Source organism: Amycolatopsis sp. NPDC003731 (assembly GCF_053586895.1).
On the sequence record NZ_JBSFNC010000142.1, the window covers coordinates 1 to 23,207 of the forward strand.

Annotated in this window: 24 protein-coding genes; 12 read left to right on the forward strand and 12 right to left on the reverse strand. The window is 73.7% G+C overall.

The window, feature by feature from the left end:
- Positions 1 to 293: 293 nt before the first annotated feature.
- On the reverse strand, positions 294 to 902 hold the full coding sequence (locus tag ACWDN5_RS37875) for a thioesterase II family protein (RefSeq protein WP_310975904.1): 609 nt from the start codon (positions 900 to 902) through the stop codon (positions 294 to 296).
- An 86-nt stretch (positions 903 to 988) separates the two neighbouring features.
- Here ACWDN5_RS37875 and ACWDN5_RS37880 point away from each other — a divergent pair, with 86 nt between their 5' ends.
- The 3 genes from ACWDN5_RS37880 (at position 989) to ACWDN5_RS37890 (ending at position 5,738) form a co-directional block, all read left to right on the forward strand.
- Complete coding sequence (locus ACWDN5_RS37880; protein ID WP_449679664.1) at positions 989 to 4,066, forward strand: BTAD domain-containing putative transcriptional regulator; 3,078 nt, start codon at positions 989 to 991, stop codon at positions 4,064 to 4,066.
- Between the two features lie 127 nt (positions 4,067 to 4,193).
- On the forward strand, positions 4,194 to 4,964 hold the full coding sequence (locus ACWDN5_RS37885; RefSeq protein ID WP_310975902.1) for a GntR family transcriptional regulator: 771 nt from the start codon (positions 4,194 to 4,196) through the stop codon (positions 4,962 to 4,964).
- A gap of 57 nt (positions 4,965 to 5,021) precedes the next feature.
- The gene (locus ACWDN5_RS37890) at positions 5,022 to 5,738 is read left to right on the forward strand and encodes a hypothetical protein (RefSeq protein ID WP_449679665.1); all 717 of its coding nucleotides are present in this window, start codon (positions 5,022 to 5,024) and stop codon (positions 5,736 to 5,738) included.
- 313 nt (positions 5,739 to 6,051) lie between these two features.
- Here the strand turns inward: ACWDN5_RS37890 and ACWDN5_RS37895 are convergent, their stop codons facing one another.
- The 4 genes from ACWDN5_RS37895 to ACWDN5_RS37910 are packed head-to-tail and all read right to left on the reverse strand — an operon-like array spanning position 6,052 to position 9,887.
- A complete protein-coding gene (locus tag ACWDN5_RS37895; RefSeq protein ID WP_449679666.1) occupies positions 6,052 to 7,389 on the reverse strand; it encodes a hypothetical protein in 1,338 nt (445 codons plus the stop codon).
- The gene (locus ACWDN5_RS37900; RefSeq protein ID WP_310975899.1) at positions 7,386 to 7,775 is read right to left on the reverse strand and encodes a PTS sugar transporter subunit IIA; all 390 of its coding nucleotides are present in this window, start codon (positions 7,773 to 7,775) and stop codon (positions 7,386 to 7,388) included. The genes ACWDN5_RS37895 and ACWDN5_RS37900 overlap by 4 nt, the downstream gene beginning before the upstream one ends.
- Positions 7,776 to 7,784: 9 nt before the next feature.
- Positions 7,785 to 9,404 carry a PTS system mannose/fructose/sorbose family transporter subunit IID gene (locus ACWDN5_RS37905; protein ID WP_310975898.1) on the reverse strand — a complete coding sequence of 540 codons (1,620 nt, stop codon included), beginning with the start codon at positions 9,402 to 9,404 and terminating at the stop codon, positions 7,785 to 7,787.
- A gap of 6 nt (positions 9,405 to 9,410) precedes the next feature.
- Positions 9,411 to 9,887: a PTS sugar transporter subunit IIB gene (locus ACWDN5_RS37910; protein ID WP_310975897.1), complete on the reverse strand. Its 477-nt coding sequence runs from the start codon at positions 9,885 to 9,887 to the stop codon at positions 9,411 to 9,413.
- A 339-nt stretch (positions 9,888 to 10,226) separates the two neighbouring features.
- Between ACWDN5_RS37910 and ACWDN5_RS37915 the strand changes: the two genes are divergently transcribed.
- Positions 10,227 to 11,171, forward strand: a complete 945-nt coding sequence (locus tag ACWDN5_RS37915) for an MBL fold metallo-hydrolase (protein WP_449679667.1) — start codon at positions 10,227 to 10,229, stop codon at positions 11,169 to 11,171.
- Here the strand turns inward: ACWDN5_RS37915 and ACWDN5_RS37920 are convergent.
- Positions 11,168 to 11,665: a MarR family winged helix-turn-helix transcriptional regulator gene (locus ACWDN5_RS37920; RefSeq protein ID WP_310975895.1), complete on the reverse strand. Its 498-nt coding sequence runs from the start codon at positions 11,663 to 11,665 to the stop codon at positions 11,168 to 11,170. The two genes, ACWDN5_RS37915 and ACWDN5_RS37920, sit on opposite strands and share 4 nt — an antisense overlap.
- A 76-nt stretch (positions 11,666 to 11,741) precedes the next feature.
- Between ACWDN5_RS37920 and ACWDN5_RS37925 the strand changes: the two genes are divergently transcribed.
- Positions 11,742 to 12,656 carry an EamA family transporter gene (locus ACWDN5_RS37925; RefSeq protein WP_449679668.1) on the forward strand — a complete coding sequence of 305 codons (915 nt, stop codon included), beginning with the start codon at positions 11,742 to 11,744 and terminating at the stop codon, positions 12,654 to 12,656.
- Between the two features lie 37 nt (positions 12,657 to 12,693).
- Positions 12,694 to 13,878, forward strand: a complete 1,185-nt coding sequence (locus ACWDN5_RS37930; RefSeq protein WP_449679669.1) for a glycoside hydrolase family 64 protein — start codon at positions 12,694 to 12,696, stop codon at positions 13,876 to 13,878.
- Here the strand turns inward: ACWDN5_RS37930 and ACWDN5_RS37935 are convergent.
- On the reverse strand, positions 13,875 to 14,042 hold the full coding sequence (locus ACWDN5_RS37935; RefSeq protein ID WP_310975892.1) for a hypothetical protein: 168 nt from the start codon (positions 14,040 to 14,042) through the stop codon (positions 13,875 to 13,877). The two genes, ACWDN5_RS37930 and ACWDN5_RS37935, sit on opposite strands and share 4 nt — an antisense overlap.
- Before the next feature lie 169 nt (positions 14,043 to 14,211).
- Between ACWDN5_RS37935 and ACWDN5_RS37940 the strand changes: the two genes are divergently transcribed.
- Positions 14,212 to 14,763 (forward strand): RNA polymerase sigma factor, encoded by a 552-nt coding sequence (locus ACWDN5_RS37940; protein WP_449679670.1) that lies wholly within the window; start codon positions 14,212 to 14,214, stop codon positions 14,761 to 14,763.
- Positions 14,760 to 15,206, forward strand: a complete 447-nt coding sequence (locus tag ACWDN5_RS37945; RefSeq protein ID WP_310975890.1) for a hypothetical protein — start codon at positions 14,760 to 14,762, stop codon at positions 15,204 to 15,206. Before ACWDN5_RS37940 ends, ACWDN5_RS37945 begins: the two co-directional genes overlap by 4 nt.
- A gap of 1 nt (position 15,207) precedes the next feature.
- Here the strand turns inward: ACWDN5_RS37945 and ACWDN5_RS37950 are convergent, their stop codons facing one another.
- A complete protein-coding gene (locus ACWDN5_RS37950) occupies positions 15,208 to 15,549 on the reverse strand; it encodes a S8 family serine peptidase (protein WP_449679671.1) in 342 nt (113 codons plus the stop codon).
- A gap of 110 nt (positions 15,550 to 15,659) precedes the next feature.
- On the opposite strand from ACWDN5_RS37950, the gene ACWDN5_RS37955 reads away from it, so the two are divergent.
- Positions 15,660 to 15,956 carry a hypothetical protein gene (locus ACWDN5_RS37955; protein WP_449679672.1) on the forward strand — a complete coding sequence of 99 codons (297 nt, stop codon included), beginning with the start codon at positions 15,660 to 15,662 and terminating at the stop codon, positions 15,954 to 15,956.
- Here ACWDN5_RS37955 and ACWDN5_RS37960 read toward each other — a convergent pair.
- Complete coding sequence (locus tag ACWDN5_RS37960) at positions 15,941 to 17,092, reverse strand: epoxide hydrolase family protein (RefSeq protein WP_449679673.1); 1,152 nt, start codon at positions 17,090 to 17,092, stop codon at positions 15,941 to 15,943. The genes ACWDN5_RS37955 and ACWDN5_RS37960 overlap by 16 nt on opposite strands.
- 81 nt (positions 17,093 to 17,173) lie before the next feature.
- Here ACWDN5_RS37960 and ACWDN5_RS37965 point away from each other — a divergent pair, with 81 nt between their 5' ends.
- Both ACWDN5_RS37965 and ACWDN5_RS37970 read left to right on the forward strand, forming a co-directional pair.
- Positions 17,174 to 17,731 (forward strand): CGNR zinc finger domain-containing protein, encoded by a 558-nt coding sequence (locus ACWDN5_RS37965; RefSeq protein ID WP_449679674.1) that lies wholly within the window; start codon positions 17,174 to 17,176, stop codon positions 17,729 to 17,731.
- 67 nt (positions 17,732 to 17,798) lie between these two features.
- A complete protein-coding gene (locus ACWDN5_RS37970; protein ID WP_449679675.1) occupies positions 17,799 to 18,605 on the forward strand; it encodes a lipase family alpha/beta hydrolase in 807 nt (268 codons plus the stop codon).
- On the opposite strand, the gene ACWDN5_RS37975 is transcribed toward ACWDN5_RS37970, so the two are convergent.
- From ACWDN5_RS37975 to ACWDN5_RS37985, 3 genes are read right to left on the reverse strand one after another with little or no spacing between them, the layout of a single operon-like run.
- Entirely contained in the window at positions 18,595 to 19,437 is an 843-nt protein-coding gene (locus ACWDN5_RS37975) for an ABC transporter permease (protein ID WP_310975885.1), read from the reverse strand. The two genes, ACWDN5_RS37970 and ACWDN5_RS37975, sit on opposite strands and share 11 nt — an antisense overlap.
- Positions 19,434 to 20,345 carry an ABC transporter ATP-binding protein gene (locus ACWDN5_RS37980; protein ID WP_310975884.1) on the reverse strand — a complete coding sequence of 304 codons (912 nt, stop codon included), beginning with the start codon at positions 20,343 to 20,345 and terminating at the stop codon, positions 19,434 to 19,436. The genes ACWDN5_RS37975 and ACWDN5_RS37980 overlap by 4 nt, the downstream gene beginning before the upstream one ends.
- Positions 20,342 to 21,460: a hypothetical protein gene (locus ACWDN5_RS37985; RefSeq protein ID WP_449679676.1), complete on the reverse strand. Its 1,119-nt coding sequence runs from the start codon at positions 21,458 to 21,460 to the stop codon at positions 20,342 to 20,344. Before ACWDN5_RS37985 ends, ACWDN5_RS37980 begins: the two co-directional genes overlap by 4 nt.
- Positions 21,461 to 21,638: 178 nt before the next feature.
- Between ACWDN5_RS37985 and ACWDN5_RS37990 the strand changes: the two genes are divergently transcribed.
- On the forward strand, positions 21,639 to 22,706 hold the full coding sequence (locus ACWDN5_RS37990) for a methyltransferase (protein WP_449679677.1): 1,068 nt from the start codon (positions 21,639 to 21,641) through the stop codon (positions 22,704 to 22,706).
- Positions 22,707 to 23,207: the final 501 nt, after the last annotated feature.

Genomic DNA, 23,207 nt, shown 5'->3' on the forward strand with positions numbered 1-23,207 from the left:
TGTCAAGGCGGGAAAGCGTGCCTTGACACACCCGGTCGCCGACTGAAGGGATGGCTGGGATGAGGGGCGGGGGAGGTCTGGTGACGTCGTTGGCCGGGTTGCGCTCCCGGCCGCCGGTCCGCAGGTGGCGATGCCGTCGCCGGCCTGCGCCCCGGCCGCCGGTCCACAGCCCCCCATCCCGGCTCGCACCCCGGCCGCCGCTCCACGGCGCCCCAACCCGCCCCGCACCCCCGGCCGCCGGTCCCCGCCGACGCCACCTCGCGTCCCCAGCCACCGCCCCCGGCCGGCGAGCCCTAAGCCAGCTTCGGCGCCTGCACCGCCATCGCCGAAATCAACTGCGTCGAGCGCAGCACAGCATCACGCAGGATGGCCGCGCTGTCCTGCGCCCGCGCCGGCGTGAGCACGAACCCCGCGCTCGTGTGCTCGCCCCAGCCCGTCATCACGTGCGGCTCACCGAATCCCCTGATCGGGCACGGCAGCGGCGGGGCCACCGGGAGGTGCGCGTCACTCGCCAGCAGGCTGACGTCCGCGCGGCCCGCCTGTTCCGGCACCGCGCGCGCCGCCCGGGATGGGGGTGCCTGGTGTGCCACGACGAGTGCCCGCGGGACCCCCAGTCCCGCGGCCACCCGGCGCTGGGCCAGCCGGTAGGCGACCAGGGCACCGAGCCCCGCACCGAACAGCACGTGCGGGGTCTCGAGCGCCCCGGCCAGTTCCCCGGCCAGTGCCTCGACCACCAGCCACATGTCGCGGTAGGGGTGCTCGTCCCGGCGTTCGCCCCGGCCCGGCAGCTCCACGACCTGCACCGCGATCCTCGGATCGCGCCAGGCGCGGTAGCGGCCGGCGGCTTCCCCGGCGTCCGGGAAGCAGACGAACAACAGACGCTGGACGTCGTCTCGGTCCACCCGTGGCCTCCCTTCCAGCCTGGCCGGGGATAGGGTCGTCCACAGCACTTCCGTTTCGCTTCGGTCCGTCTTCCGGGGGGCATCACGTGCGCTACCGCCTGCTCGGACCGGTCACCGTCCTCGGTGACGCGGGACCGGTCCGCCCCGGCGGCCAGAAACAGACGTCCGTGCTGGCCGCGCTGCTGCTGAACCCCAACCGGGTCGTCACCGAGGACCGCCTCATCGACCTCACCTGGGGCGAGAACGCGCCGCCGAGCGTCCGCGGGCGGCTGCAGGTGCACATCTCGGAACTGCGGAAGCTGCTCGGCCGCGACGTCATCGTGCGGCGCGCGCCCGGTTACGTCATCGAGGTCGCGGCCGGCGATCGGGACCTCGACGTCTTCGATGATGAGGTCGCCAAGGCCCGGGCCACCTCCGGGGCGGACGCCGTCGCGCACCTCCGGGCCGCGCTCGCGCTCTGGGACGGCACCCCGCTCGGCGGGGTGAGCGAGTCACTCGCCGAGTACGAAGGCCCTGCGTTGGCCGAACGCCGGCTCATCGCCCTCGAAGAGCTGTACGAACAGGAGCTCGTCGCGGGCCGGCACGGCGAAGTCGTCGGGGAACTGCGGCGGCTCGTCGACGAACACCCGTTCCGCGAGCGCCTACGGGCCGCGCTGATGCTCGCGCTGCACCGCTGCGGCCGCACCCCGGAAGCCCTGGAAACCTACGCGCGGGCGCACCGGCTGCTGGTCGACGAACTCGGCATCGAGCCCGGCCAGGCCCTGCAGGACCTGCGGATGCGGATCCTGCGCGGCGAGGGCGAACCGGCGCCGCCCGCCGCCCCGGCCGTCCCGCGGCCCGCCGAACTGCCGCTGGACGTCCGCGGGTTCGCCGGCCGGGCGCCCGAGCTGGCCGCGCTCGACGAACCCGGGGACGTCTGGGTGATCACCGGCACCGCCGGGGTCGGCAAGACCGCGCTGGCCGTGCACTGGGCCCACACCGCGCGGGCGCGCTACCCCGACGGCCAGCTGTACGTGAACCTGCGCGGCTTCGACGCCGAAGACGAGCCGCTCACCCCGGCCGCCGCGCTCGCGCAGTTGCTGCGGACGCTCGGCGTCGACCTGCGGGACGTCCCGCCCGGGGTCGACGACCAGAGCAAGCTCTACCGGACGCTGCTGGCCGACCGGCAGGCCCTGGTCGTGCTGGACAACGCCCGCGACCCGGCCCAGGTGCTGCCGCTGCTGCCGTCGTCGGGGCGGGTGCTGGTGACCAGCCGCCACCGGCTCGACGAGCTCGTCGCCCGCGTCGGCGCGCGGTCGCTCGGCCTGGCTCAGCTGCGTGAGGCCGACTCGCAGGCGCTGCTGACCGCGCTGCTCGGCGACCGGACGGCCGCCGAGCCCGAAGCGGCGGCCGAGCTGGCCCGCCTGTGCGGCCACCACCCGCTGGCCCTGCGGATCGCGGCGGCGAACACCGGCGTCGCCAGCATCGGCGAGCTCGTCGACGAGCTGCGCGGCGACCCGCTGGGTCACCTCGGCTTCGACGGCGAAAGCGCCGTCGCCAAGGCGTTTTCGGTGTCCTACCAGGCACTGGCGCCCGGGCTGCGGCAGGCGTTCCGGCTGCTCGCGCTGGTGCCGGGCACCGACTTCACGGCGATCGCCGCGTCCGCCCTGCTGGAGGTACCGGTCGACGAGGCGACCCGGCGGCTGCGCGGGCTGATCGCGGCGAACCTCCTGGAAGCGCACGCGCCCCGCCGGTACCGCTTCCACGACCTCGCCCGCCGCTACGCCGAGCAGTGCGTCCGCGCCGAGGAGGACGAGCCCGCGCGCGAGCAGGCGTGGGAGCGGCTGTTCACCGGCTACTGCGCGGCCGCGGACGCCGCCGTCGCGCTGCTCGGCGCGCGGATCGTGGCGCTCCCCCGCGAGGACGCGCCCTCGGCGCCGAGCCCGGTCGCCTTCGCGGGTGCCGCGGAAGCGGTGGCCTGGCTGGACGTCGAGGTGCCCAACCTCTCGGCGGCCCTGCGCCAGGCGGCGGCGCGCGGGCCGTACCCGGGCGCCTGGTACCTCGCCGACGCGTTGCGGCGGTTCTTCCACGACCACGGGCGGCGCGCGGAGTGGCTCGAGCTGGCCCCGATCGTGCTGCGCGCGGCGCAGGACCACGGCGCCCAGCCCGCCGAAGCGCTGGTGCACCTGTCGATGGGCGGCGCGTACTTCCGCGAGGGCCAGCACGAAGCGGGCATCCGGCACTCGGAAAAGGCGGTGCTGGCCAGCCGCGCGTGCGGGTGGCGCCAGTGCGAGGCGACGGCGGTGGCGAACCTCGGCGCGATGCTGGAGTGGACGGGCCGGCTGTCGGAGGCCGTCGAGCACAGCCGGCGCGCGATCCAGCTGTTCCGCGAGCTGGCCAACCGGTCGGGCGAAGCGCTGGCGCTCAACTCGCTGAGCTGCCACTACCGGCAGCTGGGGCGGCTGGAGCAGGCGGAGGACTGCCTGGTGGAGGCGATCGCGCTGGCCCGCAAGGAGGATCTGGCGTTCTGGGAGGCGGCCAACCTCGCCGACCTCGGATCGGTTCTCCTGGCGACCGGGCGGCTGGCCACCGCGGGCGAAATCCTCGACCAGGCACTGGGGGCGTTCCGCGACCTGGGCTCCAGCTTCGGCGAGGCCACGACGCTGAACGTGGTGAGCGCGTTGCAGATCGCCCGCGGCGACCTCCCGGCCGCGGCGGTCACGGCGAAGACGGCCTTGGAGTGCGTCCGCCGCGACGGCGACCGCCAGGTGGAAGCGGCGGCCTTGATCGCGCTGGGCCGGGCGGAGGAGAGCCGGGGCGACCTGGCGGCGGCCGAGCGGGTGCTGCGTGAGGCGCGGTCCCTGACGGCGGAGTCCGGGCTGCGCGGCCAGCTGGCGGAGGCGGCGGCGACGCTGGCCCGGGTGCTGGCGGCCGACGGACGGCCGGGCGAGGCGGGCGAGCACGCCCGGACGGCCCTGGACGCGGCCCGCGCGGGCGGGTTCCGCGTGGTGGAGGCGGAGGCGCTGCTGGGCTTGGCGGCGGTCCAGGAGGCGGCCGGGCGCTCGATCCTGGCCGGCGGGACGGCGCGCGAGTCCCAGGCGCTGTACCGCGCGGTGGGGCACGTGACGGGGGAAGCCCTGGCCGGCGAGTTCCTCGCGCGGCTCGGCGACCGCGCCACGGGCTGACCGGAACTCCGGCTTCCCAGCGAGCCTGCGTCAACCTGCGGGAAACCGGCTTTGCCGCCGCTTTGCCCTGGCGCTCCAAGGCTCGCCGGGTGTTACCTCCGCGGCCGGGGCGCGACATACTGAAGGCATGCCCCGTCCGAAACACGTCGCCGCGAGCGATCTGCGTCTGCCGGACGCGCTGCAGCCGGGGCGGCCGAAGGGCGACCAGCTGCGGGAAATCCTCGAAAGCGCCGCCACCGAGGCCGGGCCGGGGCGGCTGATGCCGTCCGAACGGTTCCTCGCCGAGCACTTCCAGGTGGCCCGCGGCACCGTCCGGCAGGAGATCAACCGCCTGGTCGCCGACGGCATCCTCTACCGCCAGCACGGCACCGCGACCTTCACCGCCGAGCGGCAGGCCGCGCACATCGACATGCTGACCTCGTTCACCGAGGACATGCAGGCCCGCGGCGTCGTCCCGAAGACGAAAGTCCTGCACGCCGAGGTCGAAAGCGCCGGCCCCCGCATCGCGGGACGGCTGAACGTGCCGCCCGGCGCCCGGGTCTTCCGGCTGGAGCGCCTCCGCTACGTCGAAGACGAGCCGTTCGCGGTCGAGCGCACCAACCTGAGCGTCGACCGGTTCCCGGACATCGAGCTGTTCGACTGGGAAACCCAGTCCCTGCACCGCACGATCGAGGAACGCTGGGGCGTGCGCCCGGAGTGGAACGACACGGCCATCTCCGCGGTGCTGCCCAACAGCCACGACGCCGCCCTGCTCGGCATCGAAGCCACCCAGCCGTGCCTGATCATCGAGGGCACGCTGCACGACCAGAGCGGCGGCGTGATCGAAGCCGGCCGGTCGCTGTACCGCGCGGACCGCTACACGGTGTTCACGCAGGCGCGCCGCAGCCCGGCGTCCTGAGGCAACCCCCGGCGCCCGGCCCGCGTGGTAGCGGAAACGGCGCAAGGGGGGGGCCCGATGGCGACACGGAAGACGCGACAGCTCCTGCTGCTGGCCACCGTCCTCGGCGCGGTGCTGGCGACCAGGTCCACCCGCCCGCCGCGCGTCCCCGAACCGAGGCCGCTCGTCGAGCCGCGTGCGGTGCCCGAGCCGCCCGCGGTGAGCTACGGCAACGACCTGCACCGGCCGGCGCTGCTGCTCGGCGTCCTCGCGGCGGCGGCGGTGGTCAGCGTCTGGTCGGCGCACCAGCAACGCCAGGCCGACGCGGCGCTGGTCGCGGGCCTCGGCTTCGGCGCGATCGCGGCGGCGGTATGGGCGGTCGCGTACTGGCGGGGCGACCTGTGGCCGGACGAGGGCTTCGCCCGGCTGTCGTTCGGCATGTTCGGCCTGCTCCTGCTGGCCCTGTCCGGCCCGGCGCTGGTGACCGAGCTGACGCTCACCGACCGCGGCACCCCGGTCGCGGCGGAGGTGGCCCCGGCCCGCCCAGCCGGCGCTTACCGGCTCGTCGTGCCGGGAAAACCGGCCCCGCTACCGGGCGACCTCCGCACAACGACCGAATTCGCCCCCGGCGACCGCACGACGGCGCTCGTCGACCCAGCCCGTTTCGTCCGCCCGATGCCGCGCGACGAGGTCAACCCGCACCTCGACACCGGCTTCGTCCTCGCCGGCACGGGCATTCTCGCCATCGCCCTGCTCAGCTTGGGAGCACCGGTCGGCGCCGCCCGCCGCCGCTGATCCGGTGACGGCTCCCCCGGCACGCGTGGCCAGCCGGCGAGCCGACATCCGCCCGCCCGATCGCCCTGCGCAGCCTGGGATCCCAGGCTGCGCCTCCCGCCGCCGCTGATTCGGTGACACCTCCCCCGCACGCGCAGCCAGCCGGCGAGCGGACGACGGCACTCGCCGACCTCCGCCCGATGCCGCGCCATCGCCCCGCCTGGATCACCGCCCGGCACCTCCGCCGGCGCTGGTCCGGCGACGCCTCCCCAGCACGCGCGGCCAGCCGGCGAGCCGACGTCCGCCCACCCGATGCCACGCACAATCGCCTTACTCAGCCTGGGAGCGGCGATTCCCCCTTCGGCTCAACAGCTGATCCGTGCGCCCGCAGGACCTTCAGGCAGTGCTCCACCAGTTCGTCCCCCGCCTCCGGGCTGAACAGCGTCACGTACGACTCGTAAATCCCGTCGCGGTGGCCGTCCGCGTCCGGGAGGTAGCCGAGGTACCCGTCCGTGTAGCCGATCACGCGGGTGTGGCGGAACGGGCTGCCGCGGCGGATGCGCAGGCCCAGCGATGCGAACAGCTCGAACGGTGTGTGCAGCCAGGCGATCTCGCCCAGCGACACCACGCTCACCGGCACCTCCGCACAGCCCGTCGGCCGGCCGCTCGCCGCCATTGTCGCCAGCATCGCGCAGCCCTCGTAGCGGGTCTGGGCGATGCGGACCGCCGGGTGGTCCTCGCCGTGGCAGGCCAGCTCGCGCTGCCACTCCGCCTCTGCCGCCTGGCGCAGCTCGATGCTGTCCTCCAGCGAGGGGATGTCGCGGTAGGGCAGGTGCAGCGTCGAGCGGGTCAGGCGGACCGGGCCGGCCGTCGCGGGCGGGGTCGTCACCGTCGCCAGGGTGCGGGCGATCGACGTCGCCAGGTGGCCGCCGAGCGTGCGGACCTCGGCGTGGTCGCGCCCCCGGCGGACGAAGCGGGAGCTCGCGTCGCCCGCCGCGCCCTGCAGGAACGCCGCCACCGGCTGGCCGACCAGGGTGGCCAGCTCGCGGCGGGTCGCTCCCGGCCAGTCCGCCGACCAGGCCAGGTTGTCCGGGCCGAGCACCGTCGGGTGGCTGGCGTAGTCGAACAGCAGCGCGGCCGGCGTGCCGTCGTCGCGGCGCAGCTCGAGCACGCCGAACGACGTGTCGTGCGGGCCGTCCGGCCGGTAGCGGTTGCCGCCGACGGCTTCGGTCGTGCCCGCGTGCCAGCGGGCGCGGACCCGGCCGCGGCCGGCGCGCAGCCGCAGCGCCGCGCCGGTGACCTTCTCCGCCATGCCACCGACCAGCCCGGCGTCGCGCCGCCCGGGCAGGCCGGGGTGCAGCGGGCCGGTCCAGCCCTCGGGCCCGGAGTGCGTGTGCGACGCGCAGACGAGCACACGGTCCGGGTCGATGCCCACCGCCGCGGCGACCGCGTCGGCCAGGGTGCGGGTCAGGCCGGCGTCGACGGCGAGGGCGTCCAGCGCCACCCACACCACGCCGGGGTCGTCCTCGGTGGACAGCCAGATCAGGGACGCTTCGAGGTCGTCGTGCGTGCCGGTCGCGACGCCGTCCCGGGCCAGGTAGCCGCCGAGCGGGTGCCCGGGTCCCGGCGTGATCCGGACGTCTTGCGCGGCGAGCAGGAGCGCGGCGGTCACCAGGTCGATTCCAGGACGTCGACGACGCCGTCGCGGCCGGCGGCGCGCGCCACCCCGGCCAGCTCGGTGACGTCGTCGGTCGTGTGCAGCAGGACTTCCAGCAGCATCGGCAGGTTCAGGCCCGAGACCAGCTGGAGCCGCGGGTGCCCGGCCGCGAGCGTGCGGACGGCGTTGAACGGCGAGCCGCCGTGCAGGTCGGCGAGCACCAGCACGCCGGGGGCGTCGCCGGCCAGCGCGAGCACGCGGGCGCCGAACTCCTCCGGGCTGTCGCGCGGGCTCAGCTCGCAGACCTTCAGCCGCGACTGCGGGCCGAGGATCATCTCGGCGGCTTCCCCGACGCCGGAGGGCAGCCGGCCGTGGCCGGCGAGGATGATCGGGACGGGCATGGCGGACTCCTAACCTTTCGCCGGGGCCGATGGCGCGAACCAGCCGAGCCACCCCAGGACGACCCCGGCCACGACGACGATGCCGATGACCCAGACCGGACGCAGCCGCGCCTTGACCGTCAGCAGGTACACCCCGGCCGTGACGAGCACCGGGAGCAGGAACGGGAGCAGTTCGTCGAGCCGGTCCTGGATCGCCACCGACTGCGTCACCGGCTGCCCCTGGACCGTGGTGGTCTGCCGGTAGGTCAGCGTGGTGACGACCTTGACGATCGACGGGATGAACCCGCCGAGGACGACGAACCCGAGCACGGTCGCCCCCTGGGCGACGCGGGCGAGCGCCCCGGCGGCGAGGTGCCCGGCCAGGCGCTTGCCCTCGCGGTAGGCGAAGGAGAACTGCCAGCGCCGCACCAGCGCGTACGGCACGAGCACCATGACGGCGGCGAAGGCGGGCCCGAGCCAGTTGCCCTGCAGCGCCCACGACGCGCCCATGGTGAAGACGATGCTGTTGTACAGCGCGAAGACGACGGTGTCGCCGATGCCGGCCATCGGCCCCATCAGCGCGACCTTCGTGCTCGCCGCCGACTTCGGCGTGCCGGCTTCTTCGAGCGCGACGCTGGAGCCGAGGATCAGCGGGCCGCCGACGAGCACCGAGGTGTTGAAGAACTGCAGGTGCCGCTGCAGGCCGGCGACGTAGTCGGCCTTCTCCGGGTACAGCCGGCGCAGCACCGGCTCCATCGAGTACGCGAAGCCGAGCGCCTGCATCCGCTCGTAGTTCCAGGAGATCTGGCTGGACCAGAAGTACCGGCGGAACACCCGGCGCAGGTCCTGCTTGGTCAGCCGAGGGTCCACTGTGGACTCATCGGCGGGCGCTTCCGGCACGGCGATCGCGGGTTCGTCGCGCTTCAGCGTCACGAACAGCATCGCGACCGCGACGCCGATCAGCGCGATCCCCAGCACCGGCAGGTGCAGGTAGGCGAACCCGACGAACCCGATGAGCAGCAGGTACCAGTAGCGCGAGAGCTCCATCATGCCGAGCAGCAGCGCGAAACCGACCGCCGGCAGCAGCGAACCGGCCAGCGTCATGCCCTGGACGAACCCGGCCGGGATGCTCGCGGTGATGTCCTTGACCAGCCCGCCGGACGCGGCGAGCGCGGCGAGGAACGTCGGGACCGCGCGCACGGCCACCCACGGGACCAGGCTCACCCAGTGGATCATGGCCAGGCCACGGGCGTTGCCGTCGGCGGCGTAGCCGTCGGCCCGGTGCACCAGCCCGGTGGTGACCATCTTGCCGACCGGGTCCAGCGCCGCGAGCAGGATCGCCGCGGGCAGCCCGACGCCGATGCCGATCGCGGCCTGCGCGGCCGGGGCGCCGGCGGCCCCCGCGGCGAGCGCGGTGCCGACGATGGCGCCGGTCTGGTAGTCCGGGATGGTGGCGCCGCCGTAGGTGTAGACGCCGAGGGCGGCCAGCTCCAGCGTGGCGCCGATGAGCAGGCCGAGCAGGGGGTGCCCGGTGATCAGCCCGGCGACCGAGCCGGCGATCAGCGGGCGCTGGGCGTAGATGAGGAACGGCCCGAGGCCGTCGTAAGTGCAGTAGATCGCCCACAGGGTCAGGGCCAACGCGACGAGCATGCGGAGCTAGAGCCCTTTCCGGTCGAGCAGCGGGACGAAATCGGCGGGCTTGTCCTGCGGCAGCAGCTGCGTGACGAGCGGGACGCCGCCGGCGGCGAGCTTGCGGTAGGCGTCGGCCTCGTCCGCGGTGACCGCGACCGAGCGGGTGACCATGGTGTAGGGCTCACCCGGCCGGGGGGCCGCGTTGCCGACGTTGACGACCTCGGGCCGCAGGCCGCCCTCGACGAGGCGGAAGACGTCTTCCGGGTGCTTGGCGATGATCATGACGTCCGCGCCGGCTTCGGCGGCCAGCGTGGCCTCGACCGAGAGCACGTCCGTGGGCAGTCCCCGCGCGGCCTGCGGGAGCAGCATTCGCTGGAGGTCGTCGGCGGCGACGTCGTCGTTGCACACGACCAGCCGGCGCACGCCGAGGCGGCGGGTCCACGCGAGGGTGACCTGACCGTGGATGAGCCGGTTGTCGATCCGGACGTGTGCCCCCGCCATGTTTCTCCTCCCGGCCGGCAGGAGTCATACTGGTTCGTACCAGTATCTGTGTCAACACCGCCGGTGACCGGCCTTCGCGCGGCCGACGGAAGGACCCCTCAGACCTTCCGTCGGCCCACGAGCGCGAAGTCCCCCTGGATTTTCTTCCCGGACCCTCCCATAAAGGTATATACCAGTATGGACGGTTGTGATCGACTGTCAAGACCTCGCACCACGGCAAATCCGAAAAATTCTCGACCGGTCAGCCGACAGAAATCGGCGGGAACATTCCGGGGGAATCCGCGCAACCTCACCCCGTCACCGTCGTTAACCGCATCGTCCGTTCAGGGGAGGAAAGCCATGCCGGCCGTCAGATCGAACATCGTCCCGCTCCGGCACGCCCGGCCCGGAACGGTGGCGTACGTGAAGAGCCCGGCCGAGTGGTTCGTCGCGAACAGCGGCTGGATCCAGGGCACCGAGCGCGTCGCGCTGATCGACACCTGCGGCACCGAGCAGGCGACCCTGGAACTGCTGCGCGACGTCCGCAAGTACGCGGGCGACCAGGAACTCACGGTCGTCATCACGCACGCGCACGGCGAACACCACAACGGACTCGGCGTCGCCCTCCGCGACGGCGGCACCGCACTGGCCGCACCCGGCAGCCTCGACCTGGTCAAGGCCGGGCCGCAGACGTACGGCAACGTCTTCACGTACACGCACTGGGGCGTGCTCGAGCCGCCGGAGCCCGAAGCCGTCCGGCCGGTGACCGGCTGGCACGAGCTGGACCTGGGCGGCGCGGTGATCGACGTCGTGGCTGTACCGGGGGTCGCGCACACGGCGGGCGACCTGGTGGTGCACGAGCCGCGCTCGAGCACGCTGTTCACCGGCGACCTGGTGTTCATCGGCGACACCCCGATGGCGGTGCACGGTTCGATCCCCGGCTGGCTCGACGCGCTCGACTGGCTCCAGGACACCTTCCGCCCGCGCACCCTGGTCCCCGGCCACGGCCCGGTGGCGACGCCCGCGCACACGGCGTTCCACGCGATGCGCGTCTACCTGGAATGGCTACTGGAAGCGACGGTGCGGCAGTCGAACTTCACGACGCTGGCGAAGCAGGCGTCGCTGCGGTGGCCCTCGTGGCGCAACCCGGAGCGGCACATCGGCAACCTGATGCGCGCGTACGCCGACCAGCACGGCCGCAAGCTCGACGTCGACCTGGCCATCGACGCGGTCCTGGCGGCCGCCGGCGGCCGGATCGATCTGGACCTGCTGCTGGGCAGCGAACCGGTCCGGCAGATCTCCTAAGGAGCCGAGCCGCCGAGGCTTTCCAGGAGGGTCCGCAGCGTCGCGGCCAGTTCGTCACGCTCATCCGCGTCCAACGCGGCCAGGATCCGGTGCTCGGTCTCGACGTGCTCCGGCAGCACCCGGTCGATCAGCTCCCCGCCCGCCTCGGTCAGCCGCACCCGGACCCCGCGGCCGTCCGCCTCGTTCGGCGTGCGCTCGACCAGCCCGCGCGCCTCCATCTTGTCCAGCCGCTGGGTGATCGCCCCCGACGTCACCATCGCCGAGCGCATCAGCTCCGTCGGCGTCAGGCGGTACGGCGGGCCGCTGCGGCGGAGGGTGGCGAGGACGTCGAACGTCGCGCGGTCCAGGCCGTGGCGGGCGAACGTGCGGCGCAGCTCCGCGTCGACCAGCGCGCTCAGCCGGGACAGCCGGCCGATCACCCCCATCGGGGAAACGTCGAGGTCGGGGCGCTCGGCGTGCCACTGCGCGAGCACCCGGTCCACATGGTCCGCCATCGGCACAGCGTAACCGATGCCTTAGCGGTAAGCGAACAGGTAGCCAATTACCTTAGCGCTGAGGTAATCTGTCTTAGTGCTAAACAAACAGCTCCTCCTCACCGCCCTCGCCCCGGCCATCTGGGGCACCACCTACCTCGTCACCACCGAGTTCCTGCCGCCCGACCGCCCGCTGCTCGCCGCCGTCCTCCGGGCCCTGCCCGCCGGCCTGCTGCTGGTCGCGCTCACCCGCCGGCTGCCGAAGGGCGACTGGTGGTGGCGCTCGCTCGTGCTCGGCACGCTGAACATCGGCGCGTTCCTCGCTCTGCTGTTCGTCGCCGCCTACCGGCTGCCCGGCGGGGTCGCCGCCACCCTCGGCGCGCTGCAGCCGCTGCTGGTCGCCGGCCTGTCCACCGGCCTGCTCGGCGAACGCCTGACCCGGCGCACCGTCCTCGCGGGCGTGGCCGGAGTCGTCGGCGTCAGCCTGCTGGTGCTGCAGTCCTCCGCGCGCCTCGACGCGATCGGCGTCGCCGCGGCGGCCGGCGGCGCGGTCGTGATGGCCACCGGCGTCGTGCTCAGCAAGCGCTGGACGTCCCCCGCACCCCTGCTGGCGACCACCGGCTGGCAGCTCGTCGCGGGCGGGCTGGTGCTCGTGCCGGTCGCGCTGGCCGTCGAGGGCGCGCCGCCCGCCTCGCTGTCCGCGGCGAACCTCGCGGGGTACGCCTACCTCTCGCTGATCGGCGCCGCGTTCGCGTACGCCCTGTGGTTCCGCGGGATCCGCGCGCTGTCGGCCACGCACGTGACGTTCCTCGGGCTGCTGAGCCCGGTCGTCGCCACCCTGCTCGGCTGGCTCGTCCTCGGCCAGCGGCTGACGCCGTGGCAGCTGCTCGGCGCGGCGATCGTGCTGGCCGCCGTGGTCTCCGCGCAACGGCGCCCGTTGGTCCGGACGGGGGCTGATAATTATCAGCCTTTGACAACTCCTCGCCGGGCCACCGACGCTGAAATGGTCTGAACAACTTGCGATCACCGGCCTCGACGAGGAGGCGCCCGTGCGCACGAAAACGTCCGTCCGACAACGGCTTGCGGTGCTGGTGGCGGCATTCGCGACGGCCGTCGCGATCGCCCCCGCCGCCGAAGCGGTGCCGGCCACGATTCCCCTGAAGATCAGCAACAACTCCGGTCGCAGCGATCCCGTCTACCTCTACGACCTCGGCACGAACCTGGCCACCGGGCAGCAGGGCTGGGCCGACGCGAACGGCACGTTCCACGCCTGGCCCGGCGGCGCGGTGCCGCCGATCCCGGCGCCCGACGCGTCGATCCCCGGCCCCGCGAACGGCCAGTCGATCACCATCCGGATCCCGAAGTTCTCCGGCCGGATCTACTTCTCCTACGGGCAGAAGCTCGTCTTCAAGCTCGCCACCGGCGGCCTGGTCCAGCCGGCGGTCCAGAACCCGTCCGACCCGAACGTCAACATCCTCTTCAACTGGTCGGAGTACACGCTCAACGACGGCGGCCTGTGGCTCAACAGCACCCAGGTGGACATGTTCTCCGCGCCGTACGCGGTCGGCGTGCAGCCCGTCGGCGGCACCACCAGGAGCACCGGACACCTGAAACCGGGCGGCTACAACGGTTTCTACACCGCGCTGCGCGGCCAGCCGGGCGCCTGGGCCAACCTGATCCGCACCCGCTCCGACGGCACGGTCCTGCGGGCACTGGCCCCGAGCCACGGCATCGAAGCCGGCGCGCTGCCCGCGAACGTGCTGCAGGACTACATCAACCGCGTCTGGACGAAGTACAGCTCGTCGACGCTGACCGTGACGCCGGTGGCCGACCAGCCGAACGTGAAGTACTACGGCCGGGTCTCCGGCAACACGATGAACTTCACGAACACCTCCGGCGGCTTCGTGACCGCGTTCCAGAAACCGGATTCCGACAGCGTCTTCGGCTGCTACAAGAACCTCGACGCGCCGAACGACGTCCGCGGCCAGATCTCGCGCACGCTCTGCGCGGGCTTCAACCGCTCGACGCTGCTGACCAACGCGAACCAGCCGGACACCAGCTCGGCAGGCTTCTACCAGGACGCCGTCACCAACCACTACGCGCGCAAGATCCACGCGCAGATGGCCGACGGCAAGGCGTACGCCTTCGCGTTCGACGACGTCGGCCACCACGAATCACTGGTCAACGACGGCAACCCGGCGACGGCCTACCTGACGCTGGATCCGTTCAACTAGAGCTTCACGACGACCGGCGCCACCGGCGTGTCCCCGAGCAGCTCGCCCGGGGGCGCGCCGGTGCGCACCGGCACCGGCAGCGCCCGCCCGTCCACCTCCACCACCGGCGGGCCGCAGGCGACCAGCTCCACGACCAGCGCAACCAGCACAAGACTCCGCACCATCTCCACCACTCCCACCGGGCACACGGCGGCCACGGCCGGGGTGGTTCAGGTATTTCCGGCGCTCTCACCGGATCGGCTGAGCGGGAGGAAGACGCGAAGGAGTCCCCCGGTGGCGTACGGGTCCGAAGGGCTGCTGTTGGCTAGGCTGAGTGGGTCAAGCGGAGGTGAAGTGGACACCACGACCCTGCTCGAGGCGGCCGCGCGCGGCGACCAGGCGGCGTGGGACGCCCTGGTCGACCGGTACGCCAGCCTGCTCTGGTCGATCGCCCGCGCCCACCGGCTCCCGGACGCCGACGCCGTCCAGACGGTCTGGCTGAAGCTCGTCGAAAACCTCGGCCGGATCAAGGAACCGGAGCGGCTGCCCGGCTGGCTGGCCACCACCACCCGGCACGAATGCCTGCGCCGGCTCCGCCGCACCGACCGCGAGCGCCCGACCGACGACCAGGTCTGGCAGAGCGAGCCGGCCCCCGGCCCGGCCGTCGACGCGGCCCTGCTGCTCGGCGAACGCGACGCGGCGCTCTGGCGCGCGCTGGACAAGCTGTCGGACCAGTGCCGCCGGCTGCTGCGCGTGCTCATGGCCACGCCCCCGCCGTCGTACGCGGAGGTGGCGGACGCCCTCGACATCCCGGTCGGCAGCATCGGCCCGACCCGGCAACGCTGCCTCGGGCGGCTGCGCGAGCGGGCCGGCCAGGCCGGGCTCGGGACGGAGGACCGGACATGACCACCGACGACGACCTCATGGACGTCCTGCGCGCGGCCGCGGCCCAGGCGGACCCGGTGCCGGACCTCGTGCTGCGCCAGGCCCGCGCGGCGCTGACCACCCGCGACCTCGACGCCGAGCTGGCGGACCTCGCGTTCGACTCGGACCTCGCGGAAGCGGGCGCGGTCCGCGCCGCGGGCGACGACGTCCGGCTGCTGTCGTTTTCGTCGCCGCGGGTGTCGGTGGAGCTGCAGGTGGAGTACACGGGCGGCCGGGTGGCGCTGCGCGGCCTGATCACGGGCGCGACGGGAGAGGCGCTGATCGAGGTGGCGGGAGAGCGGCGCACGAGCCCGATCGGCGAGGAGGGCTGGTTCACGGCCACGGGCCTGCCCCGCGGAGCGACCCGGGTGACGGTGACCGCCGCGGACGGCACGACGGTCACCACCGGCTGGGCCAGCCTCTAGGTCACTCGCCGGGTTCGGGCACGCCCCGCACGAAGGGCCGCTCGAGCTTGCCGTTGACGTCCCAGACACAGATCTTCCCGGCGTCGTCCAGCAGGCGTTCGGCCGCGTCCCGCGCGTGAGCCCCGGTCGCGTGCATCTTCGCCGCGATCTGCCCGGTCACGATGGCGGCCGAGAACGAAGTGCCGCTCCACACCGAGTAGCCGTTGAAGTCCGGCTCCCCGTCCTGCCGCTGCGCCGGGCACCCGTTGGCGTAGGCGGAGATCCACGGCCCGAAGTTGCTGAAGTCCGCGACGGGCGGCTTGGCCGGGTCATGCGAAGTGTCGACGGAGCCGACCGCGACCACCTGACGTGGCTGTCGTCGGGCCGGCCGCCCACGGTGGCCGACAACCTGGCGCCCGTCGGGTAGACCCGCTGCCGGGTGCCGCGGTTGCCGGCCGAAGCCACCACGACCGCGTGCTGCGGCAAGCCCCGCAAGGCGTCCTCGATCGCCTTCGGCGGCTTGTCCTCCCAGGTCGCGCCCGAGAAGGACAAGTTGATCAGGGTGATGCCCTCGGCGTTCAGCGCGTCGATGGCGTTCGCGACCGGCAGGTCCTCGACGTCCCCGCTCTCCTCGTCGATCGCACCCTGGTCGCGACGGTCCTCCCGATCCCCGACGACGCCGGCCGCGCGCTCCTGGTCCGCCACCACCGCCACCTGGCCTCCGGCCTGACCCCGGCCGCCTTCAGCTACGTCTGCTACGGCGCCGGCTGAGCGGCCAGCACGGCCGCGAGCCCGTCCCGCAGGTCCTCGACGAAGTACCCGGGCACCTCCAGCGACGGGAAGTGTCCCCCGGCTCCGGGCTCCCGCCACCGGACGATCTGCCGGTACCGCTCCTGCGCCCACGGTCGCGGGCACCGCTCGATGTCGCGGGGGTACATGGTGATCGCCGCCGGGACGTCGACCCGGAGCTCGGGATCCAGTGAGTTGTGGCTCTCGTGGTAGATCCGGGCCGCGGAGGCGCCGCTGCGGGTCAGCCAGTACAGGGTGACGTCGTCGAGGATGCGGTCGCGGGAGATCGTTTCGAACGGGCTGTCCTCGGTGTCGGACCACTCGGCGAACTTGTCGAGGATCCAGGCGAGCAGCCCGACCGGGGAGTCGACGAGCGCGTAGCCGATCGTCTGCGGCCGGGTCGCCTGCTGCTTCGCGTAGGCCGCGCGGTGGCGCCAGAAGTGGCGGGTCTCCTCGGCCCACCGGCGCTCGGCCGCCGTCAGGCCGTCGGTGGCCGCTCCGGGGAGTCCTTCGGCGAACGTCGAGTGGATGCCCAGCACGTGGTCCGGGAACCGGCCGCCGAGCACGGTGGTGATGTTGCCGCCCCAGTCGCCGCCGTGGGCGGCGAACCGGCGGTAGCCGAGCCGGCCCATGAGCTCCACCCAGGCGGCCGCGATCTTTTCGGTGCCCCAGCCCGTGGTGGCCGGCTTGTCGCTGTACCCGAAGCCGGGCAGCGAAGGAGCGACGACGTGGAACGCGGGTGCGCGGGCGTCGTCCGGGTCCGCCAGCTCGTCGACGACGTCGACGAACTCGGCGACGCTGCCCGGCCAGCCGTGCGTCATGAGCAACGGCGCGGCGTCCGCCCGCGGGGACCGGCGGTGCAGGAAGTGGATGCCGAGGCCGTCGATGGTCGTGCGGAACTGGCCGATCCGGTCGAGGCGCGCTTCGAACGCCCGCCAGTCGTACCCGGTGCGCCAGTACTCGACGACGTCGACGAGGTCGGCGAGCGGAACGCCCTGGCCCGGGCCGGTGGCGGGCTCGGGCAGCCGGGCCGCGGCCAGCCGGGCGCGCAGGTCGTCGAGGTCGGCGTCGGTGGCGTGGGCTTCGAAGGCGTGGACGTCGCTGGTGAGCAGGGGCATGGGACCTCCTTGGCGTCGTGAACCGGCTAAGACGGTTCTAACACGATGCCGGGCCGACCAGCAACCGGCTAAGCTGGTTCCATGCGTGCCGCGTTCCCCGAATTCCGCCTCGGTACCGTGCTGGCGACGAGCTTCACGGCGACGTTGACGGAGCGGTGCGGCGACGCCGTCGAGCGCATTCCCACGCCGCAGCGGCTCCTCGATTGGCTGGCGGTGTGGGGCCTCGCCGTGGACTCCTGCACGGCCGCCCAGCTCGAGCGCGCCCGCGAACTGCGGGAGTCGATCCACGCCGCCGCGACCGCGGCCGCACTGCAGGAGCCCCTCCCGGCGCCGGCGGTCCAGGTCCTCAACGACTGCAGCATCGAGGGCCGCGCCGCGGCGGTGCTGACCCCCGACGGCACGCGGCAGTGGCGGCTCGGTTCGCCGTCCCGCGTGGAAGACGCCCTGAGCGTGATCGCCGCCGACGCGATCGCGATCGTCTCCGGCGAGCGGGACGGAAAGCTGGCCTTGTGCGCCTCCCCGACGTGCCGGGCCGCCTTCTTCGACACCAGCCAGAGCCGCACCCGCCGCTGGTGTGACATGAACACGTGCGGGAACCGCCAGAAGAAGGCCCGCTTCAACGCCAAGCACGCGCGGTAACGGCCCCGATCACGCGAGTTCCGCTTCCGTCACGGCGGTCCCGCGGCCGCCGGGTCATCATGGAAGGGTGCGGATCACGGCGTGGTGGAGCGGGCTCAGCCCACGGCGGCGGCTGATGCTGACCAGCGTCGCCGTCGCGGTGGTGGTCGTGGTCGTCGCCACCGTCCTCGCGACCTCCGGTGCCAAAGCCGCGCCCGAAGCCGGGACGCCGGACCAGAACAAGCCCGGCCCGGTTCTCCTCGTCCCCGGCTACGGCGGCGGCCGGGGCGCCCTGGAGACCCTCGCCGAGCGGATCCGGCAGGCCACCGGCCGGCCCGCCGAGGTGCTCACCCTGGCCGGCGACGGCACCGGCGACCTCGTCGAGCAGGCCGCCGTCCTCGCCGAAGCCGTCGAGAAGGCCTACGAACAAAGCGCGCCTTCGGTCGACGTCGTCGGCTACTCCGCCGGCGGGGTCGTGGCCCGGCTGTGGGTCGGCCGGGAGAACGGCGACCACCAGGCCCGCCGGGTCGTGACGCTCGGCGCGCCGATGCACGGCACCGGCCTCGCCACGGCGGGCGGCGCGCTGGTCCCGGGCGGCTGTCCCACCGCGTGCGTCCAGCTGGCGCCGGGCAGCAGCCTCCTGCAGGAGCTGGCCAAGCAGCCGCTCCCGCCGGGCCTGCCGTGGCTGTCGCTCTGGACCGACCACGACGAGACGGTGACCCCGCCGGACTCGGCCCGGCTCGACGGCGCCGTCAACGTCTCGCTCCAGCAGGTCTGCCCCGGCAACCCGGCCGGCCACGGCGACCTGCCGACCGACGCCGCCGTCACCGAGATCGTGCTGCAGGCCCTCGGCACCACCCCGCTCGAAGCGCCGACCGAGTGCCTCAGCTCGTGACGTCCTTCGTCGCGAAGTTCGCCCACGCGGCCCCGAAGAACACCACGATGTAGCCGGCCTGCAGCAGGAGCCCGTGGTCGATGTTGCGCCACAGCACCGGATCGCGGAAGAAGTCGATCCAGGACAGCCAGTAGTGCGTCGGCAGGTAGGGCTTCACGGCCGCCGCCGCGTCCAGGGTCTCCAGCACCGAGCTCGTGATGAGCACGGCCAGCCCGCCCAGCGCGGCCCCCAGCGCCGAGTCGGACACCGTCGAGAGGAACACCGTGATCGCCGCGAACCCGAGCATCGACACGACGATGTAGGACACCGCGCCCAGCAGCCGCAGCCCCAGCGCGGACGAGCTGAGCGACTGCCCCGACAGCGACGTCACGCCGGTGGGCTGGCCGCCCGGTCCGGCGACGCCGGGGGTGCCGCCGGTGCCGAACAGGATCACCCCGAGCACCAGCGACGTCAGCACGACGATGACGATCGCCGCGGTCACGTACACCGCGAGCGCGACCATCTTGGCGCCCAGCAACCGGGTCCGGCCGACCGGGCGCACCAGCAGGTAGCGCAGGGTGCCGGTGGCCGCCTCGCCGGCGATCGCGTCGCCCGCCGTGACGGCGACCGCGATCGGCAGGAACAGCGGCAGCACCAGCGCGAGCGCGGCGGCCGGGTACAGCGCACCGTCGTTGACCACCGCCGAAAGGAACGCCCCGCCCTGCCCCGGCGGCGGCGCGAAGTCCGCCGTGGCCAGGAAGACGCCGACGATCGCGGGCAGCAGGCACAGCAGCAGCACGCTGAACCAGACCCGCGGCCGCAGCGCGAGCTTCCGCAGTTCGACGCCGATCATCCGGCCGCTCCGAACCGGTCCGAGCCCGGCCCCGTCACGTCGAGGACGACCTGTTCGAGGGTCCGCTGTTCGGCGTGGATCGACGTCACGCGCACCCCCGCCTCGACGAGCATCGCGTTCAGCGCCGCCGGATCGCCGTGCCGGATGACCAGCCGGTCGCCGTCGCGGGCTTCGAGCTGCCCGTCGAGGACCGCGGCGGCCTCGGCCGGGTCCGGGGTGCCGACCAGGATCCGGCCGGTGGCCGCGCGCAGCGTCGCGAGGTCGTCCTCCAGCACGAGCCGGCCGCGGTCGACGACGCCGACGCGCGTGCACAGCTGCTCCACCTCGGCCAGCAGGTGGCTGGAGAGGAACACCGTGGTGCCACCCGCGTTCAGCTCGACCAGCAGCTCGCGGATCTCCTTGATGCCCTGCGGGTCGAGCCCGTTGGTCGGCTCGTCGAGGATCAGCAGCCGCGGTTTGCGCAGCAGCGCGCCGGCGAGCCCGAGCCGTTGGCGCATGCCGAGCGAGTACGCCTTCACCGGCCGCTGGTCGACCCCGCCCAGCCCGACCTGCTCGAGGGCGTCGTCGATGCGACGGCGCCGGGTGCGCCGCCCGCCCCCGCGCCCGGCGGCGTCGAGCAGCGCGAGGTTCCGGCGCCCGGACAGGTGCGGGTACGCGGCCGGGCCCTCGACGAGCGCGCCGACGTCCGGCAGCACCTCGGCGACCCGCTTCGGCACCGGTTTGCCGAGCACCTCGATCTCCCCGGCGGTCGCGTAGACCAGGCCGAGCAGCATCCGGACGGTGGTGGTCTTGCCCGAGCCGTTGGGGCCCAGGAAGCCGTAGCGGTCGCCTTCGCGGACTTCGAGGTCGACCGCGTCGACGGCGACCGTGCGGCCGTAGCGCTTGGTCAGCGCGTGCGTGACGATCACGGGCCGCTCCGGCGCAGCCGGGACAGCTCGTCGGCGACGGACTTCAGGACGCCGGGTGTCACCGTCCCGGCCAGCAGGTAGGAGCGGCGGGAGACCGACGAGCGCACGATGCCCAGCGACAGCGGCGTGATCGACAGCTGCACGACGCTCCCGGCGGCGAGCTTCACCTGCACCGCTCCGGCCTTCCCGGCGGCGTCGCCCGCCGCGTTGGCCACGGTCCGCGGCACCGCGATCACGGCGAAGGCGGCGAGCCCGCGCCCGTAGAGGGCGGCGCCCTGCACGCCCCCGAAGTTCGACGACAGCAGCGGACGGCCGGCCAGCGAGGTCGGCAGCGTGACCTGGCTGAACGCGCCGAGCGTGTCGGCGACGTCCGGAGCGCTCACCACGGTGAAGCCGGACCCGAGCGCGGGCCGCGGCGCCTCGACGACCGGGGTCGTCTGTTCGAGCTGCTGGAACTCGGTCACCAGGATCGGCGCCTCCTGCCCGCGCGCGGTCACTTCGACCCGCACCGCCACCCCGGTGGCCGGGTCCGCCCAGACGTCGACGCGGCCGATGGTGGTATCGGGATCGGCGGGCACGAGCCGCAGGCCGGACGCGGCCACGCCGGCGACGTTCCGCCCGGGCAGCGCGCTCACCAGATCGCCCTTCGCCGAGCGAAGGATCCGCCGCGCGAGCTCGGGCGGCAGCAGGTCCCCGGCCCGCGGCAGCCGCAGGTCGGGCTCGCCGATCAGCTCGGTCAGCGTGTTGTCGCCGTAGTCCCAGGTGTATTCGCCGTCGGGCAGCCGGTAGACGTCGTGCTCACCGGCGGTCCCGAGGATGTCGACGCGGTAGCGGTCGGGCCCGGCGTACCAGGCCCGCATCGGCGTCCGCATCGAGAAGAGCGCGGTGACGGCGGCGAGGTTCGGCAGCTCCGGAAGGGCGAGCGAACCGGCGCTTTCGGCGTAGCCCTGGTACGGCTTTCCGGCGGAATCGAGCACGAGGGCCCGCAGCTGCTCGGGATCGGCGGCCGCACCGGCCGGAGCAAGAGCGGCAACGACCGAAGGCGCGGAGACGAGCACGGCAGCCACGGCGGCGACGACCGCCCACCGGCGCCGCTTCCCGTGCCGCAACACCATCCGGCATCACCTCTTCCGTCCTTTGTACGCATGGTGCGGGGCCCGCAGCTAGGGTCGGGGGGTGACGAATCCCGTTCATGCTGCTGTCCTGAGCTAGTTCCCGCTCCGGTCGTCCGCACACCCCGCACCTCTCGCGGGTGCTTCGCCGTGCCCGCAGCAAGAACGGAAAACCCTTCTCGTGGCTCACCTCGTCCTGCCCGGCGAACCCGATCGCCGGCTCTTTTCCCCGCCTTCGCGGGTCGCGATCGCGGCCGGCGACGGCCTGTCCGCCGACGCCGCCCTCCGCACGATGTCCGAGGGCACCGCCCTGCTCTGGCACGGCGACTACCCGGCCGCGAGGCGCCTGCTCGCGGCCGTGAACCGCCGGATCCCACCGCCTCCGCCGGACGACTACGCCCGGTACCGCGCGGACCGTGCCCGCCGGGCGCGGCTGCTGTCGCTGCTGTACATCCCCCTAGATCCCGGCCACGTGATCCCGCTGCGCCGGGCACCGGACGTCCGGGCCGCGTGCACCGCGGTCTACGGCCCGTCGGAGGTCGCGGCCGCGGTGCCGTTGCGGGAGCTCCTCGGCGTCCTCGGGGCGGCGGAGTGGCGCGCCACCGGCGTTTTCGTCGCGGCCCTGGGCGCGCGGATCCATCCGCACTACGGCGTGTTCGCGCCGATCCGGCAGGAGTACGTCGACCTGGTGGCGGAAGCGCCGTTGCCGGGCACGGACCTGGCGTTCGACATCGGCACCGGAACGGGCGTGCTCGCGGCCGTGCTGGCCCACCGCGGCGTGGACCGAGTGATCGCAACGGACACTTCGCCCCGGGCCGTCGCGTGCGCGGCATCGAACCTGAACCGGCTGGGGTTCGGCAATCGCTCCGAGGTGGTGAAGGCAGACCTGTTCCCACCCGGCCGGGCCCCGCTCGTGGTGGCCAACCCACCCTGGCTCCCGGGCCGGCCCCGCACGGACCTGGACCACGCGGTGTACGACCCGGGCAGCCGAATGCTGCGCGGCTTCCTCGACCGAGCACGCCGCCACCTGACCCCGGACGGCGAGGCATGGCTGGTGCTGTCGGATCTGGCGGAGCACCTGGGGCTGCGCACGCGGCCGGAGTTGCTGGCCTGGATCACGGCGGCGGGGCTGCGAGTGGTGGACCGGACGGAGGCGGTCCCCCGGCACCCGCGAGCGCTCGATTTGGCCGACCCGCTGCACCGGGCGCGAGCCGCGGAGGTGACCTCCCTCTGGCGGCTCAGCCGGTAGGGGTGCCTGAGCAGCCCCCGATTTCCACGCTAGCGGAGGGCACCGACAGATTCGGGCGCCGGCGCGGGTGTTGTCCACAGGCAAGACCCGAGCCGGCGGCCCGGGGGCGCGGGGCGGGCTGGGAGGGCTGCGGACCGGCGGGCTGGGGGGCGGGCCGGGTTGGGGCGCTGTGGACCGGCGGCCGGGAGCGCAAGGCGGGCTGGGGCGCTGCGGTCCGGCGGGCTGGGGTGCGAGCTGGGTTGGGGCCGCTGTGAACCGGCGGCCGGGAGCGCAAGGCGGGCTGGGGCGCTGCGGACCGGCGGCCGGGGGCGCGAGCCGGGTTGGGGGCGCTGTGAACCGGCGGCCGGAGGCGCAAGGCGACCACGGCATAACCACACGCGGACCGGCGGCCGGGAGCGCAAGGAGACCAACGACGTCACCAGACCTCCCCCGCCCCTCATCCCAGCCATCCCTTCAGTCGGCGACCGGGTGTGTCAAGGCACGCTTTCCCGCCTTGACACA

Excerpts from the sequence above, each read along its gene's own strand:
- ACWDN5_RS37885 (WP_310975902.1), top strand. The coding sequence starts at position 4,194 with ATGCCCCGTCCGAAACACGTCGCCGCGAGCGATCTGCGTCTGCCGGAC.
- ACWDN5_RS37905 (WP_310975898.1), bottom strand. The coding sequence starts at position 9,404 with ATGCTCGTCGCGTTGGCCCTGACCCTGTGGGCGATCTACTGCACTTAC.
- ACWDN5_RS37910 (WP_310975897.1), bottom strand. The coding sequence starts at position 9,887 with ATGGCGGGGGCACACGTCCGGATCGACAACCGGCTCATCCACGGTCAG.
- ACWDN5_RS37985 (WP_449679676.1), bottom strand. The coding sequence starts at position 21,460 with ATGGTGTTGCGGCACGGGAAGCGGCGCCGGTGGGCGGTCGTCGCCGCC.
- ACWDN5_RS37935 (WP_310975892.1), bottom strand. The coding sequence starts at position 14,042 with ATGGTGCGGAGTCTTGTGCTGGTTGCGCTGGTCGTGGAGCTGGTCGCC.
- ACWDN5_RS37975 (WP_310975885.1), bottom strand. The coding sequence starts at position 19,437 with ATGATCGGCGTCGAACTGCGGAAGCTCGCGCTGCGGCCGCGGGTCTGG.
- ACWDN5_RS37900 (WP_310975899.1), bottom strand. The coding sequence starts at position 7,775 with ATGCCCGTCCCGATCATCCTCGCCGGCCACGGCCGGCTGCCCTCCGGC.
- ACWDN5_RS37960 (WP_449679673.1), bottom strand. The coding sequence starts at position 17,092 with ATGCCCCTGCTCACCAGCGACGTCCACGCCTTCGAAGCCCACGCCACC.
- ACWDN5_RS37920 (WP_310975895.1), bottom strand. The coding sequence starts at position 11,665 with ATGGCGGACCATGTGGACCGGGTGCTCGCGCAGTGGCACGCCGAGCGC.
- ACWDN5_RS37945 (WP_310975890.1), top strand. The coding sequence starts at position 14,760 with ATGACCACCGACGACGACCTCATGGACGTCCTGCGCGCGGCCGCGGCC.
- ACWDN5_RS37965 (WP_449679674.1), top strand. The coding sequence starts at position 17,174 with ATGCGTGCCGCGTTCCCCGAATTCCGCCTCGGTACCGTGCTGGCGACG.
- ACWDN5_RS37890 (WP_449679665.1), top strand. The coding sequence starts at position 5,022 with ATGGCGACACGGAAGACGCGACAGCTCCTGCTGCTGGCCACCGTCCTC.
- ACWDN5_RS37915 (WP_449679667.1), top strand. The coding sequence starts at position 10,227 with ATGCCGGCCGTCAGATCGAACATCGTCCCGCTCCGGCACGCCCGGCCC.